Annotated in this window: 12 protein-coding genes; all 12 read right to left on the bottom strand. The window is 67.8% G+C overall.

The window, feature by feature from the left end; translation table 11 throughout:
* Window position 1: 1 nt before the first annotated feature.
* Window positions 2-1,567, bottom strand: coding sequence for a baseplate J/gp47 family protein (locus ACIBQ6_RS13340; RefSeq protein ID WP_397211942.1), 1,566 nt, complete (start codon window positions 1,565-1,567; stop codon window positions 2-4).
* 23 nt (window positions 1,568-1,590) lie between these two features.
* Window positions 1,591-1,926: a GPW/gp25 family protein gene (locus ACIBQ6_RS13345; protein WP_397211944.1), complete on the bottom strand. Its 336-nt coding sequence runs from the start codon at window positions 1,924-1,926 to the stop codon at window positions 1,591-1,593.
* A gap of 17 nt (window positions 1,927-1,943) precedes the next feature.
* Entirely contained in the window at window positions 1,944-2,414 is a 471-nt protein-coding gene (locus ACIBQ6_RS13350) for a hypothetical protein (protein WP_397211946.1), read from the bottom strand.
* Between the two features lie 4 nt (window positions 2,415-2,418).
* Window positions 2,419-3,018 carry a phage baseplate assembly protein V gene (locus ACIBQ6_RS13355; RefSeq protein ID WP_397211948.1) on the bottom strand — a complete coding sequence of 200 codons (600 nt, stop codon included), beginning with the start codon at window positions 3,016-3,018 and terminating at the stop codon, window positions 2,419-2,421.
* Window positions 3,019-3,029: 11 nt separating this feature from the next.
* Window positions 3,030-4,139, bottom strand: a complete 1,110-nt coding sequence (locus ACIBQ6_RS13360) for a phage late control D family protein (RefSeq protein WP_397211950.1) — start codon at window positions 4,137-4,139, stop codon at window positions 3,030-3,032.
* A gap of 31 nt (window positions 4,140-4,170) precedes the next feature.
* Window positions 4,171-4,725 (bottom strand): hypothetical protein, encoded by a 555-nt coding sequence (locus ACIBQ6_RS13365; protein WP_397211952.1) that lies wholly within the window; start codon window positions 4,723-4,725, stop codon window positions 4,171-4,173.
* Window positions 4,726-4,729: 4 nt separating this feature from the next.
* Complete coding sequence (locus ACIBQ6_RS13370) at window positions 4,730-5,368, bottom strand: hypothetical protein (protein WP_397211954.1); 639 nt, start codon at window positions 5,366-5,368, stop codon at window positions 4,730-4,732.
* A 44-nt stretch (window positions 5,369-5,412) separates the two neighbouring features.
* Window positions 5,413-7,452: an ATP-binding protein gene (locus ACIBQ6_RS13375; protein WP_397211956.1), complete on the bottom strand. Its 2,040-nt coding sequence runs from the start codon at window positions 7,450-7,452 to the stop codon at window positions 5,413-5,415.
* Window positions 7,449-8,267 carry a DUF4255 domain-containing protein gene (locus tag ACIBQ6_RS13380; protein WP_397211958.1) on the bottom strand — a complete coding sequence of 273 codons (819 nt, stop codon included), beginning with the start codon at window positions 8,265-8,267 and terminating at the stop codon, window positions 7,449-7,451. The genes ACIBQ6_RS13375 and ACIBQ6_RS13380 overlap by 4 nt, the downstream gene beginning before the upstream one ends.
* Window positions 8,268-10,613: 2,346 nt before the next feature.
* The gene (locus ACIBQ6_RS13385; RefSeq protein ID WP_397211960.1) at window positions 10,614-11,462 is read right to left on the bottom strand and encodes a hypothetical protein; all 849 of its coding nucleotides are present in this window, start codon (window positions 11,460-11,462) and stop codon (window positions 10,614-10,616) included.
* A 1-nt stretch (window position 11,463) separates the two neighbouring features.
* Entirely contained in the window at window positions 11,464-11,964 is a 501-nt protein-coding gene (locus ACIBQ6_RS13390; RefSeq protein ID WP_189650721.1) for a phage tail protein, read from the bottom strand.
* Window positions 11,965-11,991: 27 nt separating this feature from the next.
* Entirely contained in the window at window positions 11,992-14,025 is a 2,034-nt protein-coding gene (locus ACIBQ6_RS13395) for a phage tail sheath family protein (RefSeq protein WP_397211962.1), read from the bottom strand.
* Window positions 14,026-14,405 lie beyond the last annotated feature (380 nt).

Genomic DNA, 14,405 nt, shown 5'->3' on the forward strand with positions numbered 1-14,405 from the left:
GTCAGGGCCTTCCCCGCGCGACGGCCTTGATGTTGATCCCCTTGGCATAGGCGGGATCGGAGGGAATGACCGGGATCTCGTTGGGCCCCAGTTCGATCTTGCCGAAGGTCTCGATCGTGTCGGCGGCCTCACCGCTCTGCGCCCGCGGACCAGCGCGCGTGAACTCGGTGATGCTGACGTAGAGCACTCCGGCGGTGTTCTGGATCTCCTCGTAGAACCTGCTGAGGTAGAGGGGCTGGGCGAAGTCGACGTTCTCGAAGGCGAGCAGCTGGGCGGCAGTCTGACGTACCCGTTCGAGAACCTCCGCGCCGGCGTACGAGCTGTCGACGCCGATGTCGGCGCTCACGTAAATGGGGACGTAGTCGACGTCGACCACCTCGACGATCTGGTTGACCATGCGCTTGTCCTCCAGGTAACCGAGCAGCCCTTCTTCCAGCACGTCACTGACCTTGCCGCCGCCCTCGGGCGCCACGCACAGCGTGACCCGGTTCGAGCCGGCCGGCACGGCTCGAACCTTGGCCACGCCCTTGAACCGCAGCGCGAGCGCCTTGTAATCGCCGACGGTCACCGCGCGCCCCAGCGAGCGGAAGACGGCGGGTGCGTGACGGACGGCGTGCTCGATGCCCTCGCGTTCCGCCCCTCCTCCGGCGGGCTGCGGATTGGCGACCTTCGCTCCCAGAGCGTCCAGCTGCGGCGCCGCGACGATGGTGTCGATCTCACCGGCGCTCACGTTGCCCGCGAGGCCGCCTCCGATGCGATAGGTGGCTAGCACGACCGCTCCGGCGGGCGGGACCCTGCCGAGCAGGCCGTCACCGAACAGCACGGTGGTCCGGTCCTCGGCGTCGATCTCCACGACGTAGTCAGGCTGGTCGGCTTGGCTGAAGGCCAGGGTCTCGCGCGCGGTCCACTGCTCTGTTCTGCCTCCCAGCCTTGTCTGGATCAGCAGGTCTCCCGCCGCCTGCGGGCGCCTGATCAGCCTCGGATGGGCCAGCGGGAAGTGCTGGTTCGCCGTGCCGTCGGAGGTGCCGAGGTGCTCCTCGGAGATGAGCCGGCCCTCTTCGACCGGGACACCGACGAACACCTTGCGCAGGGCGCGCCGGTCAGGCCGGATGGCTCCGAAGTCGATGATCAGTGGGGCTTGACGCGTGTATTCGAAGCGAAGGCTGGGCCGGTCGCCGCGGCTGCGGGTGGCGAAGGCGTCGCCTCTGGAGAGCGTGACCGTGTCCTCGACCGTCCCCGGCACGCTGACGCTGAGCACGGCCGCCGCGGGAGCGGCGGTGCCCAGCTCGTACCCGATCAGGCGCAGGTGGTCGATGATGCTGCGCCGGGTACGCGCGGTGCTCAGGAAACTCTCGTTGGCCACCCGGTCCTGGTAGTAGCTGAGGATGTCGCCCATGTGGGCGAACAGCTCCAGCAGCACGTTGCCGAGATCGGCCTCGTTGGCGAAGTCCTTCCACTGGTGCAGGCGCTCCGGGATGAGGGCGCGCATGGACAACAGCAGGGACTCGTAGTCCCGTGCCAGATAGTCGACGGCGGGCCTGCCGCCTGCCTGCCTGATGGTGGCCATGTGCGCCTACCCGTCCCTCCAGATCAGCTGAAGTGGACCTGGACAGCTCGCCGGCTCAGATCTTTGCGGCGAACGTAGTCGATTTCCACGCGCAGCGTCTCCTCCTGCCTCTGCACGTCCACCGCCGACACCATGAGTTCGTCACCCAGCCACCGGATAAGGGCCTGACCGATGGTGAACTCCACAGCGGCCGACGTGATCGGGTCGTTGGGATCGAAGACGAGGTTGAACAGACCGCAGCCGAACTCTGGCTGATTTACCCGCTCCCCTGGTGCGGTGAACAGCACTTGTACGATCTTTGTCCGCAGGTCGGCATCATCATCGAATGTTGGCGCGAGGCTGCCCAGCGGTAGGCTCACGGGTTCCTCCCCTGCCGTCAGTCCGAACACGTGAGGCAGGACTGACCGCGGGCGCTCACCTTCGACCCCGCCGGTGCCCCGATCCCGCTGCACGTGTCGATCAGGTCGCCGTCGAGCAGGACCTTGACACCGCCGATGGTCAGCAGAGCGCTGCCGGCGGCAGCGTTGGGCACCCCGCCGCCCAGGGGAACATCGCTGATGGTGAGCGTGGCCAGGACGGACGGCGGCGCCGGCGGCACGAACGCGGTGCCCTGCGGGCCCGCGTGCCGGCCCACCGGGGTGGTCTGTCCCGGGTCCAGCGTGCTGCGACTGGTCACCAGGGCGACGGGGACGCCGTCGATGGTGACGAAGTCGCTGACCTGGTCGGTGATCGCACCGATGTAGTCGAATGTGCCGACACCGAGATACGGGTTGGCCGGGGGGCCCGTCACGTTGTGCTGGTCGGTGCCGCGCACCGGGTCGTTCTTGACGACGACTGGCCTGCCCATCGGCTCAATTCCGCGCCACGTCGAGGGCCGAACAGATGATCTTCACCGGCTGTCCCTTGGCGTTGATGGTGAGGGGGGTCTTCGCGACGAGATTCATCGCGTCGGAGGTCAGCTCGACGGCGTTGCCCTTCGCGTCGGTGATCGTTATGCCGTCGCCGTCCATCGTGATCGTGTGGCCCTTCGCACCCTCGCGCAGGATGACCGACTCCTTGCCGTCGGCGTCCTCAAACTCGAGAGTGTGGCCCTTGACCGTGGTGATGATCTTCCGGGTCGGGCGAGGTCCCACTGTGGCCGGTTCTGGGATGTCGCCTTTGTTCCAGTAGACGCCGACCCAGATCGGAAATTCGAGGTCGCCTTCCTCGAACTCCACCCACACGTGGGCTTCTCGCTCCGGTACGAACACGATGCCCTGGTCGGCCGCTCCCCCGTAGGGCAGGCAGGGAGTGGCCCAGCCGGTGACGATGTCCGGGCCGAGGACGCTGGGCACCTTGAGCTTGAGGCGGCCGAGTCCTGCCGGGTCCTCGTTGTCCACCACGATGGCCCGGTACTTGCCGTAGAAGCGGCGCTCGGCCTGTTCCACCAGGTCCGCCACGATGTTCTTCATCTCGGTTTCCGTCATCTTGTCCCCCCGATCAGGGCGGCCATCCCGCCGCCCGTTGTGAACTGTTCCTTGCCAGTTACTTTTAGGCCGTTGCGCCTGACCCTGAAGGTTTGCACGTAGCCGTCACCCGTGAAGCTGTGAGTGACGTGCGTGACGTAGTAGACGCCGCTGTGGGCCTCACCGATGCCCTTGATCGTCACAGTCCCCCGCGGGAGGAGCACGCTGCCGTAACAGTTGGCCATGACCTCGCCCTCTCCCGTGACGAACCATTCCGCCTCGTCCTGCAGGCTCTGGCACAGTGCCGTCATCTCCTGCAAGCCGGTGGTCACCACGTGCCCGACGTGGAGCACGCCGGGCCGGTCGGTGACACGTCTGGCGCCCAAGGCCGGCATATGGCCGGGCTGGGCCTTGGCCTCGAGGATGTCGCCGCTGAAACGGTCGACCTGGTTCATGCTCACCCCGGTGGGAGCGAGCGCCTGAGCCTGCAGTCTCAAGGTGCTGAGGTTGGTCTCCGGTCCGAAGTGCGCGGCGAGCACCGGCTGCGGAGGCGCATCGGTCGCCGGCGGCCCGAAATGGCCCACGTCGCCGTCCACATAGCAGTCGAATCCGTTGCGCAGCGCCAGTCGCCGGAGCAGCCGGATGTCGCTCTCCCGCTGGACGATGGTCGAGATCTCCTCCTCGTGCACCACGTCGGTGCGGGTGACCCGTGGAGTGAGCCCGTACTCGCCGAAGACCTCGGTGGCGATGTCGCTGTCGCGTTTGTTGGGCCAGGCGCGGAGCCGGTCGCCGCGGTCCATGAGCACGCTCGCGTCCATCCCCCACACCTCCAGGCGGCAGTCGTTCAGCTCGGCCCCGAAGGAAGGGCGAAGATGCGTGATGTAGCCCGAGATCAGCCGCCGCGCGTCGTCCTCGAGCCCGGCGGTGATGACGACCTTGCGCCACAACGCGAGGCGGTCGTCGTCCAGGTGGGGCCAGGTGCCATCTGGACGCGGCGGCAGCCCCAGCGTCAGGCGGAACATCGCCGCCAGCCGGTCGTCCAGCTCGACCTCCAGGCTGATCAGGTCCTGGTAGAGAGTCTCGATCTCCGCGCCGTCGAATTCGACGCGGAGGCTGTCGTGCTTCATCGGCACCCGCAGCCTGTTGCCGGGCGACGGCTCATGAGCCACCGCCTCTCGCTGCCGGCTCGGCCGCCGCCGGGATGAAGATGGACGCGCCAACCCTGGTCCGTTCGGCGGGGATCCCGACGGTGAATCCGACCGCACCGATCACCTCGGCGATCCCTTCCGCGTCGACGTCGAGCTGGTTGTGCTTGACGAGCAGGGCCGTGTTCCGCGGAGGTCCGAGCTCGTCGACCACGACGACGTCCACCACGCCCACGGTGTCCGCGAGCAGCTGCAACGTTCGTCCCCAGGGCGGGCCGGTACGCGGCTCGGAGACGGGGAAAAAGGTGGTGATCAGCGGTTCCCTGCCCAGCAGGGCGAGCGGGGAGAGGTAATCGGGATTGGCGTCGCAGATGCGCCAGTACTGCAGCGGCTGACCGTAGTAGGCGAAGGCGAGCTGGTCGAGCCTGTCACCCGCCTTGATCACGTGGGTGAGCACGGCGGGGGCCTCGGGCAGGGGCCGCAGGCCTGCCGCGACCGCTGCCTCTCCTCGCACGTCCGCCACCACCTCTTCGGGGACCGCACGGTAGCGCGACAGGTTGCTGAACACTGGCTCACCCCGGGATGACGACGTGCTGGAGGTCGGCGATGTTGGCCAGGTTGAGCACGGACATCGCCTCCGTCATGGCCTTCGTATACGTGTAGGGCACGTTCTTGCCCTCGATCACGGTCATGCTGATGGCCACCGTGGCTCTGATCGGGTTCAGGTCCGTGCTGAACTCGGTCTCGGTGATGTTCATGGAGTTGATGTTCACCGGCAGGATCCTTTTGCGGCCGAAGATGAACAGGAGCAGCGGCGGATTGGCCGAGCGGGTGAAGCTGAACCCCTGTGCCGCCTTGCCGAGCAGCAGCTCGGCGGCGCCTGCGAGCAGGCTCTCCTCCTTCGGCTGCACCATCAGCTCCAGCGTCGCAAGTTGCGGCGCGATACCGAACTGCTCTGCGATGGTGTCGCGCTCGTCGAGCCTGTCCGTGGCGTCCAGCCGCAGATCGATGCCGATCGTCTGTTCCTCCACCGTGACCACCTGCTCCTTCTGCAGGGCCAGGAGATCGGAGTTCTGCCGGTGGAAGGCTCGCTGGGTGGCCGCGGTCGTGCCCTTCGGCAGGGTGTAGTCGAGCGACCGGTTACGAGTGAGCTGCTCCGGGTTGAACTGGAACACCACGAACAGCGGCGGAAGGCTCAGCCCGAACTCCATGAGAGCGCCACGCAGAATCTTCGGCTTGCCTGGAAATCCGTCACTCACTGCTCGTCCCCCGGCCAGAGTTTTCCGATCTTCTCGAACTCGCTGCGGGCGCCCAGGAGGATGTGCCGCCGTTCGATGGCGCCGCCGTCGGTGGCGGCCAGAAAGGCCGCGTTGAGTACCACGTTCGTGATGTTTCCGCCGCTCAGCGGGAACTGCCGGGCCAGCGCGTCGAAGTCGACGTCGGAGGCCACGGGGGCATGCGGCGGAATCAACGTTCGCCAGATGCGCGATCTGGAGTCGATTTCGGGAAAGGGGAATTCCACGATGAACCGCAGGCGTCTGGTGAACGCCTCGTCGAGGTTCTGCCGCAGGTTGGTGGCGAGGATGACCACGCCGTCGTGGTCGTCCAGTTTCTGCAGCAGGTAGCTGGTCTCGATGTTGGCGTACCTGTCATGGGCGTCCGACACCTGCGTACGCTTGCCGAACAGGGCGTCCGCCTCGTCGAAGAAGAGGATCGCGTGGGCCGCCCAGGCTTCGTGGAACACGCGTGCCAGGTTCTTCTCGGTCTCGCCGACATACTTGCTGACCACTCCTGACAGGTCCACCTTGTACAGGTCCAGGTCGAGGTCGTGGGCGAGGACCTCGGCGGCCATCGTCTTGCCGGTGCCGGGTGGTCCGCTGAACAGCACGGTCAGCCCGCCGCCTCGGCGGAATCCCCACTCGCCGTGCACCCGGAAGTGGTGTCTGACCTGGTCGCCGATGGCACGCAGCTGGCTCGCCCGATCCTCCGGCAGCACCAGGTCCCGCCAGTCGCGGGCGGGGTCGATCCGTACAGCCAGACCGTCGAGCCTGCCTCCCAGGTGCTTCCGGCAGGCGGCCGCCACGTCGGCGAGGGCCAGCGGCCTCGCGGTCGGCTCCATGAGCCGCTGGTTGTCGGCCAGGGCGAGCGCGGCGCCGATCCGTCCCGGCGGCAGCCGGAATCTGGAGACCAGTTGCTCGGCCCACTCCTGTGCGTCCTCGGTGTGCCCCGTCAGGCGTTCCCGCCAGGCGGCCACGGCTCGTCGTGGGTCGGGCGCCGGCATGGCGATCGAGTGGAACAGCGCGCCGGGAAAGTCCCCGCCGTCCCATGGATGTTCGCCTGCCAGGAAGGTCAGCCGGCCGAAGTCGGCCACGGCCGCCTTCAGAGCTCCGAGGAGAGCGGGCGGCAGCGTGTCGGCGGCCGGGAGGTGGATGCCCGCCTGATGCAGCACCCCCTCGCGCAGGCAGGTCCGTAGCAGTGCGGCCGTGTCCAGCGCACCGGCGTCCGCGCTGAGCAGCGGGATCTCCAGATGGCGGCACACCTGGGCGGCCAGGTCGAGTTTGCCCGATCCCGCCGGGCTGTGCAGGTAGAAGACGATGGGGCGGCCCTCACCCGACCAGTGGTGCTCGATCAGACGCAGGACGCCGTCCGCGAGCTCGTGGCCGGCGTCCTGTCCGTCGTGCTGCCGCAGCCTGCCCACCAGGGCGGCGTCGAGCTCGTTCAGGCCCATGAGGAAGTGGCAGATCCTGGGGTCGACCTTCATGAACTGGGCCAGCCCCGAGGATCCCGACGGGCTGGCGGGGTCTGCCACCGGTTGCAGGATGCCGGTCCGCAGCAGCGGCGCATTCTCCGAGAAGCAGCTTCGGGCGGCCCACCTGCGGTGTTCGGACGGGCACAGCAGATGCAGGATCAGGTCCACGCTGGGCCGCCGGCGGGTGACGTCGTCCTGCAGGAAGGCGTACAGGCGGTCGTACTTGCGGCGCAGCTCGGGGGCCAGGCAGATCACCACGGCCCGCGTCTCCAGGGCCGACAGCCCGAACAGACTGCTCAGGGCGGGCAGCGCCAGCCACACTCCGTCAGCGAGGCTGCGTTCCACCCTGGCCACTATCCGCCCGTCCAGCGGCCCGTCCCCATCCGTTCCCTCTCCCTTCGGCTGGCCCAGCAGCGCATCGGCCTCCCGGCGGGCGGCGTCGTCCAGCCCCGGGCGCCCGGCCTCGAGCCGGACGCGGATGAGCTGGTCCAGGTGGTCGAGTTCGTCGGCCAGGTGCTCGAAGTTGTCGGCGTACGGGCGTGTCATGGTGCCGCCTCGTACAGGAACGTGCGGCGGAACATGCCGGAGATCTCGACGCGGACCTCATACAGGCCGGGAGCGAGACCTGGCGGCAGCGGGCTTGTAAAGGTGTCGCCGGTCAGCGGTCGTCCCGCGACCAAGGGGATCCCCCCGAGCCAGATGCTGACCTGCCACCCGGTCAGGTGGGTGCCCGCGAAGGACAACTCCGTGCCGCTCCCGGTCATCTCCGTGACCACAGGCGGCTTGAACGAGACCCTGGGTTCAGGGACCCCGATCCGGCGGACCCGCTTGGGCACCGGGTGCGGGTCACCCGGCGATTGATCGATCTGCAGGGTGGAGACCCGATATGGCACAGACAGGCGGAACGGCTGGGAGAAGGCGCTCCACAAGTTGGTCAGCTCCTCCAGGCCGGAGTCGTCGCTGACGATGTTCAGGCGCTCGCGGGCGGCATGCAGGCCGGATTCCAGATAACGGGCGGGAATCGCCGCGTGCTGGGAGAAGATGCGCATGGCTTCGCCGAGCAACTGCTGCGCGGTGACGTTGCCCAACTGATCGTCATTGGGAGCGTAGGCGGTCAGCATGTAGAACAGGCTCAGGGACAGTGGCGGCGGTACGATCCCGCCTTCGTGCGCGGTCCAGTCCTGGTTCTTGAGGAACGGGTTCTCGACGAGCTTGTACAGGAACAGGTTCAGGCGCCGGTCGGGGCCCTGCTCGTCCGGGGCGAGGATGGTGACCTTGGGGGCCGGACAGAGCCGGAACTCCTCAAGCAGCAGCTTGCGGAGGGAGGCACTGACCATGCCGATGGCCGTGGAGTCGCTCACCGGAGGATCCCCATGCGAAGTCGGCCCACGTACCTCCGCTCCCAGAACGCGATCGTGCCCCCTGTGGACGCAGGCTCAGCTGGCCGGTCGGGGACCGTACGAGGTGGGGCGACCGGTCCGGCGTCCGCGCGTTGCTGCGGCATGGGAGGGGGTGTGTAGGTCGGGACGGACATGGTGGTGGCCGGCATGGACGCCCGCTCGGTCAGGGAGACCGCCGGCGCGGCCCGCCCTGCGGTGGCAGGTACGGCCCTGTTCAGCGGGTCGGGCGGCGCCTCCCTCGTCGCTGTGACGGACGCCTTGGCGCCTTCCCGCGGGACCCTGCCGGTGACTGCGGTCCGTTCCTCGGATGCCGGCTTGGGGCTGACGTTGGTCTCGTCAGAGCGCGTCGGCAGGCGACGGCCGGGGATCACCAGGACGGTCCGCCCCGCTGCGGCAGACTCAGCCGATGCCGGGTCGAGGATGGTCGTACGTGGTGAGACGCCCTCCGGCACCACCCCGGCAGCCGCTCCGGCGACCAGCGCGGATGGCACCCCGACACCGGCTCCCGGACGCTCCGGCACTGCATCACCAGCTGACCCGCCCGGCATGCGATGGGAAACCCGCGAGTCCACGACATCGGGTAGCCTCACCAACTCCTCCGAACGGCTCGCCGCCCTCCCGCCGGCACGCCTCAGGACAGGCCCACCGGGAACGACCACGTGCGAAGGGGGAACCTCCGGCACCACCTCAGTGGCACCAGCCACCCGCTGGCCCGACGAAACAGCAGACGATCCCGGGCAATCGCCCGCCGCATCGGCGACCACCGCCGACGGCACCTCCCCACCCGCGCCCGGACGCTCCGGCACTGCATCACCAGCGGACCCGCCCGGCACGCGATGAGAAACCCGCCCGTCCACGACACCGCCCACCCCCACCGGCCCGGCCGGTGACACCGGCTCACCCGATCGGTCCTCTTCCCCCCGTCCCGCACGCATCAGAACAGGCCCACCGGCGGTGGCCGCGTGCGACGGGGGAACCTCCGCCACCACCCCACCGGGAGCGGTCACCCGCCGGCCCGACAGAAGAGCAGACGATCCCGCACGATCGCCCGCCGCATCGGCGACCACCGCCGACGGCACCTCCCCACCCGCGCCCGGACGCTCCGGCACTGCATCACCAGCGGACCCGCCCGGCATGCGATGAGAAACCCGCCCGTCCACGACACCGCCCACGCCCACCGGCCCGGCCGGTGACACCGGCTCACCCGATCGGTCCTCTTCCCCCCGTCCCGCACGCATCAGAACAGGCCCACCGGCGGTGGCCGCGTGCGACGGGGGAACCTCCGCCACCACCCCACCGGGAGCGGTCACCCGCCGGCCCGACAGAAGAGCAGACGATCCCGCACGATCGCCCGCCGCATCGGCGACCACCGCCGACGGCACCGCCATACCGGCTCCGAAACGGTCCGGCACGACATCCGCAGGCCCGGCCGGCTGGCCATGGGAAAACCGCCCGGCTGCTGACGCCGGCTCAGCCGATCGGCTCGCCTCCCTCCGCCCGTCCTGCATGAGGACGGACCCACCGGGCATGACCGCGTGCGGTGAGGTGAACTCCAGCACCGACCCGGCAGGGCCGGCCACCCGCTGCCCCGACAAGGGGGCAGACGATCCCGCACGATCGCCGGCGGCGTCCGCGGTCAGCTCCGGTGGAGTCCTCGCACGAGTTCCATAGGCCTCCAGCACGGCATGGCTCACCGGCCCAGCCAGCGTGACACCGAGAACCGGTTCGTTCTGGGCTTCTGGAGTCGAGGCGTCCGTAAGGCCGGGGGCCGAAACCGTCGCCGGAGCGTTCACAGGCCGCTCCGCCGGTGGGGAGGGATCGGGCGATCCGATTGTCCGGCCTTCCCGCGTAATGGGGGTGCTGGATGGCCGGAGTTCCGGAGCAGGAACGGCCGGGTGTGGTTCGGCGGAGAGCGCCGGGACGGACACGGGCGTGGGTCGTTCCGCAGAGCTGCCGACATGCTCATGGGCGAGTTTCGGCAGCGGCGCCTCGCCGGTGGTCGCGCGCTCAGAGGGGTGAGGCTCGATCGCCCTCATGTCAGATGGCACAGGACGGCGAAGGGCGGCTTGCACGGATGGCGTGGATCGTCCCGCGATGCCGAAGGACAAGGGGAGAGGGGACCTCTGTGGAGCCGCGGCCAGAGGGCGTCCTGGTAGCGGTCGCAGGTAGTTGAAGACGAGGCCGGGAGTGGCGGGTGCGAAGGTGACCCGTAGCCCGGCGTGCTCAGGCTGACCGAGCAGCAGGCGGACGGCGGCGCGATGCGGGAAACGGCGTGCCCCGCCGGCCAACGTGTCCCGGAGGTATTTCTCAGGTGCCACAGTTCAGCACCTCGATCGTCTCGGAGAGCACGTCGATGTAGGTGCGCCTCCGCTCACGCGTCATCTCCATGATCTCCCGCTCGCTCCAGTGGTAGTGGTAGGCGAGGTAGTGCACCTCGTGATAGAGCTGCTCGCCCTCGATGCGCAGGTCGCCGAGGAAGAAGCGCTGGATGTCGAACGGCGCGAGAAAGGTCCGCCGGCACTCTGCGCACTCGGCCTGCATGGTCTGCTCCACCCGGGGCGCCAGTTCGGCCATCCATGCCTCGATCGCGGCCCGGTCCGCCGCGGGGAGCGCCGAGACCCGCGCCCGGTCGGGGGGGCCATCCGTGCCCAGCCGCAGCAGGCAGCGTGTGAGGAGCAGGGTCGTCGCCTCCGCCTCGTCGTGCGCCAGCAGCTCCGCCAGTTCCTCCTGGTCCCCGCCGTTCGGCAGCCGGAACGTCACCTCCGTCTCGCCGAGCCACATGGTGAATGTCGCGGCTTGCTCCCGAGCTTCCTCCACCGGCACCTGGTCCAGGGAGAACGTGAGGGACACCCGCTGACCGCAGTCCGGCCACGGGCAGACGAGGTCCGCTCTGACCAGGTCGCCGAAGGTCCGCCGGCGCAGCTGGAGCAGCAGGTAGTGCCGGTCGGCCACCAGCAGTCCCCGGGCGATCGCCGGTGTCACCGGACCGAGGCCGCCCAGCCGCCGCACGCAACGGCTGAGCACCTCGGTCACCAGCCTGGCGCTCTGCCCCGGCCCGGAGAGCAGTTCCTCCTCATGCCCGGTCAGCGCCGTCAACTCGAAGTCGCGGTGCAACCGTCCGCCGGTGTCCCAGTAGCCTCCCGGAAGGAGGTCCACGTCAGGTCTCCTTGGGCTCGGCCACGGCGGTGTCTCGCACCCAGCCTTCGTTCTCCAGCTTGATGGTGGAGATCATTACGGCGCTGGTGCTCGCGTCCAGTTGCGGCAGTGCCTGGTATTCAGAGACCCAGCAGCGGAACACGTTGTAGGCGAGGACCTTCGCCCCCTGGTGGTTGTAGATCTCGATGGTGATGTCCTTGCGGAAGGTCGCCAGCGACATCGCTGGATCACCCTGAAAGTTGTTGACCTTGTTCGCCCAGTCCTCGAAGGCCGTGTCGTGCGTGACCCCTGATTCCAGGGTGATCGCGTCGTACTTGGATTTGCCCGGGATCTGCCGCGGGCCGCTGGCGTCGCCCGCCTCGTGCCACGTGGTGACCTCTGTCGTGCGTTTCAGGGCGCTGCATTTGTTGAGCGCGGCCACGTACTGGCCGTCCCACTTGATTTTGAATTTGTAACCAAGATAAGGATCGAACCGCGTGGAGTTGACGGTAAACCTAGCCATGTGCCCACCTTCTACCGGAGCCGGAGCTTATCCCGACGCCATTCCCGCCTTCTGACTGATCTTCACGATGACGAATTCCGCCGGCTTCAGCGGCGCGAAACCGACCAGCACGTTGACCACGCCCGCGTCGATGTCCGCCTGGGTGGTCGTCTCCCCGTCACACTTGACGAAGAAGCCCTCGGAGAGGGTGGCGCCCTGAAAGGCGCCCTGCCGGAAGAGAGTGGTCATGAAGGAGCCGATGCTGAGCCGGAGTTGCGACCACAACGGCTCGTCGTTGGGCTCGAACACTGCCCATTGGATCCCGTTGTAGATACTGACCCGCAGCATGATCGCGGTGCGCCGCACCGGCACGTAACGCCAGGAGGAGTCCGTGGTGACCGTACGTGCGCCGAAGGCGACCACGCCGGTGCCGGGGAATCGGCGGATGACGTTCACTCCGATGGGGTTCAGGGTGCCGTGCTTGACATCGTTGATCTCGACGCCCAAGCCGACGACCCCGTTGAGTCCGGCGTCGGTCCCGGCGGGGGCCCGCCAGACCCCTCGCGCGGCGTCGACGCGGGCATAGAGTCCCGCGATGTAACCGCTGGGCGGCAGCAGGATCGGCTCTCGTGATTTTCCGGTAGGGTCCAGCGCCTTGACCCACGGGAAATACAGCGCTCCATAGGAATTGGCGACGGTCAGGTTGTTGCGGAAGTCAGCGGCCTTTTCCGCGTCAAGTGTCTCCCGGTCGGTCTCGCCCAGGAAGAAGACGTCCTGCAGCGGCCGGTTGGCGCAGTAGCCCATTCCTCCACTGACCATCGTGGTACTGCCCTCACCCGGCACGGCGAGCAGGCTGAAATCCGTGACAGAGTCGAGCTGACCGAACGCGGTGATGAAACTCTGCTCGGTGGGCTTCGTACCGTCGGTGCCCGGCGTTGCCTCGAGAACCGTGTCGTCCTTCGCAGCGTCGCCCACCTGTGCCGCGGCCACTGTGACCGGTCGGCGTACCGAAATGCCGCTCTCGGACCTGCCCTTGTTACCTGGGCCGAGTTGGAGAGCGGTGGTAGCCGACGACTCCTTGGCGGGCTGAACACGTACCGACGAGGTCGCCGAGGTGGTACCCGACAGGAGGACGAGTTCTCCGTCCTCACCGACCTTGCACTCGAAATCGGCAAAGGCCTCGATCGGCGTACTGTTCTTTCGCCTGGTGCGGTGCAGGAAGCTCACGGCCTGCTGGATTTTCTCGGCCACCGTGGTCACGTCGGTGAGGTCGGCGACCTCCTCGGGAAGCTGCACCAGTTGGAAACCGTCATTGTCGATGTCGATCTCGAAGTTGAGGTTCGCCTTCAGCGGGAGCGTCGGTTTGCCGCCGCCGTAGTGCGTCCCCCGTTGCACGTCCAATTCCCCCGCCAGAACTTTGGCGCGGATGAGTGCCGAGTTCCTGTCCAGCACAGTGGTCACGTAGTTGGGGGCCTCGGGGTCGACGCTGAGGTTGTCGAACGTCTCCAACGGCGCCAGGTCGCTGACATCCTCGAGGATCAGGGCGGGGTCGACCTGGCGGCGGACGGTCAGCTTGAATTCGTTGCCCGGGTCCAGGGTGCCGTCCTGGATCTGCAGGAGCAGCGAGTTGCCCCAGATGCCCTTGCTCTTGCCCCAGAACCGCACACCCGACTTACCGGCGGCCTCCTGGACGGAGGACGTGCTCTTCTGCGCAGGTGACGTCTCCTGCTGGTCGGCGGACTGGTCCTGAGCTTCGGCGTCCTGGCGGGGTTGGGAAGCGACCCTGTTGCGCAAGGTGACGCTGGCTGCGACGGCGTCGTCGGGGACGACGCGCACGATGTAGCACTGGCGGCCACCGTTGTTGAAATACTGGAGCACGCTGTGTGCCAGAAATCCGCCGGTGATGAAGGTTCCGTAGCGGCGTTGGAACTCCATCCAGCTGGTGACGCGGGTAGCTTCGGCTGGGCCCATCTCGGCCAGTCCAACGAAGGCCGCGGTCGAGGTGCCGGCAACCTCGAGAGGCCGGACTCCGCTGGGTGTCTCTTGCAGATAAACACCTGGATAGGACGGGGTCGGCATCATCGCCTCCTGTCGTCGCCGCATGACACGGCTTGGAATCGTCTCAACGCCGAGAGACCTCGACTGCCGAGCTTGTCGATCAGGATGCTGTCGGTGACTGCGACGGTCAGTTACCGACCGGTGTCTGGCACCACAGCGCTCCAGTGATGACGGGCATCACACGCCAGCTTGGCTTGAGGGGGACCCCGTGTTGCCGCGAGGAAGAAGTTGCCTGGTCGCAGTGTCGAGCATCCTCATTCGGGCGTGCGACCGTCAACAAACGCACTGGAGAGGAAGTGCCCCGTTTCCGTCAACATCTGACCAGGTCGTGATGTATGTCGGTGCCTTCTGACTGCGGGCTTTGATCCCACTTGCGCGCAGTGGCCCACGGCTAGCGTGTGGCG

This window comes from Nonomuraea sp. NPDC049655, assembly GCF_044465465.1.
Taxonomy (GTDB): Bacteria; Actinomycetota; Actinomycetes; order Streptosporangiales; family Streptosporangiaceae; genus Nonomuraea.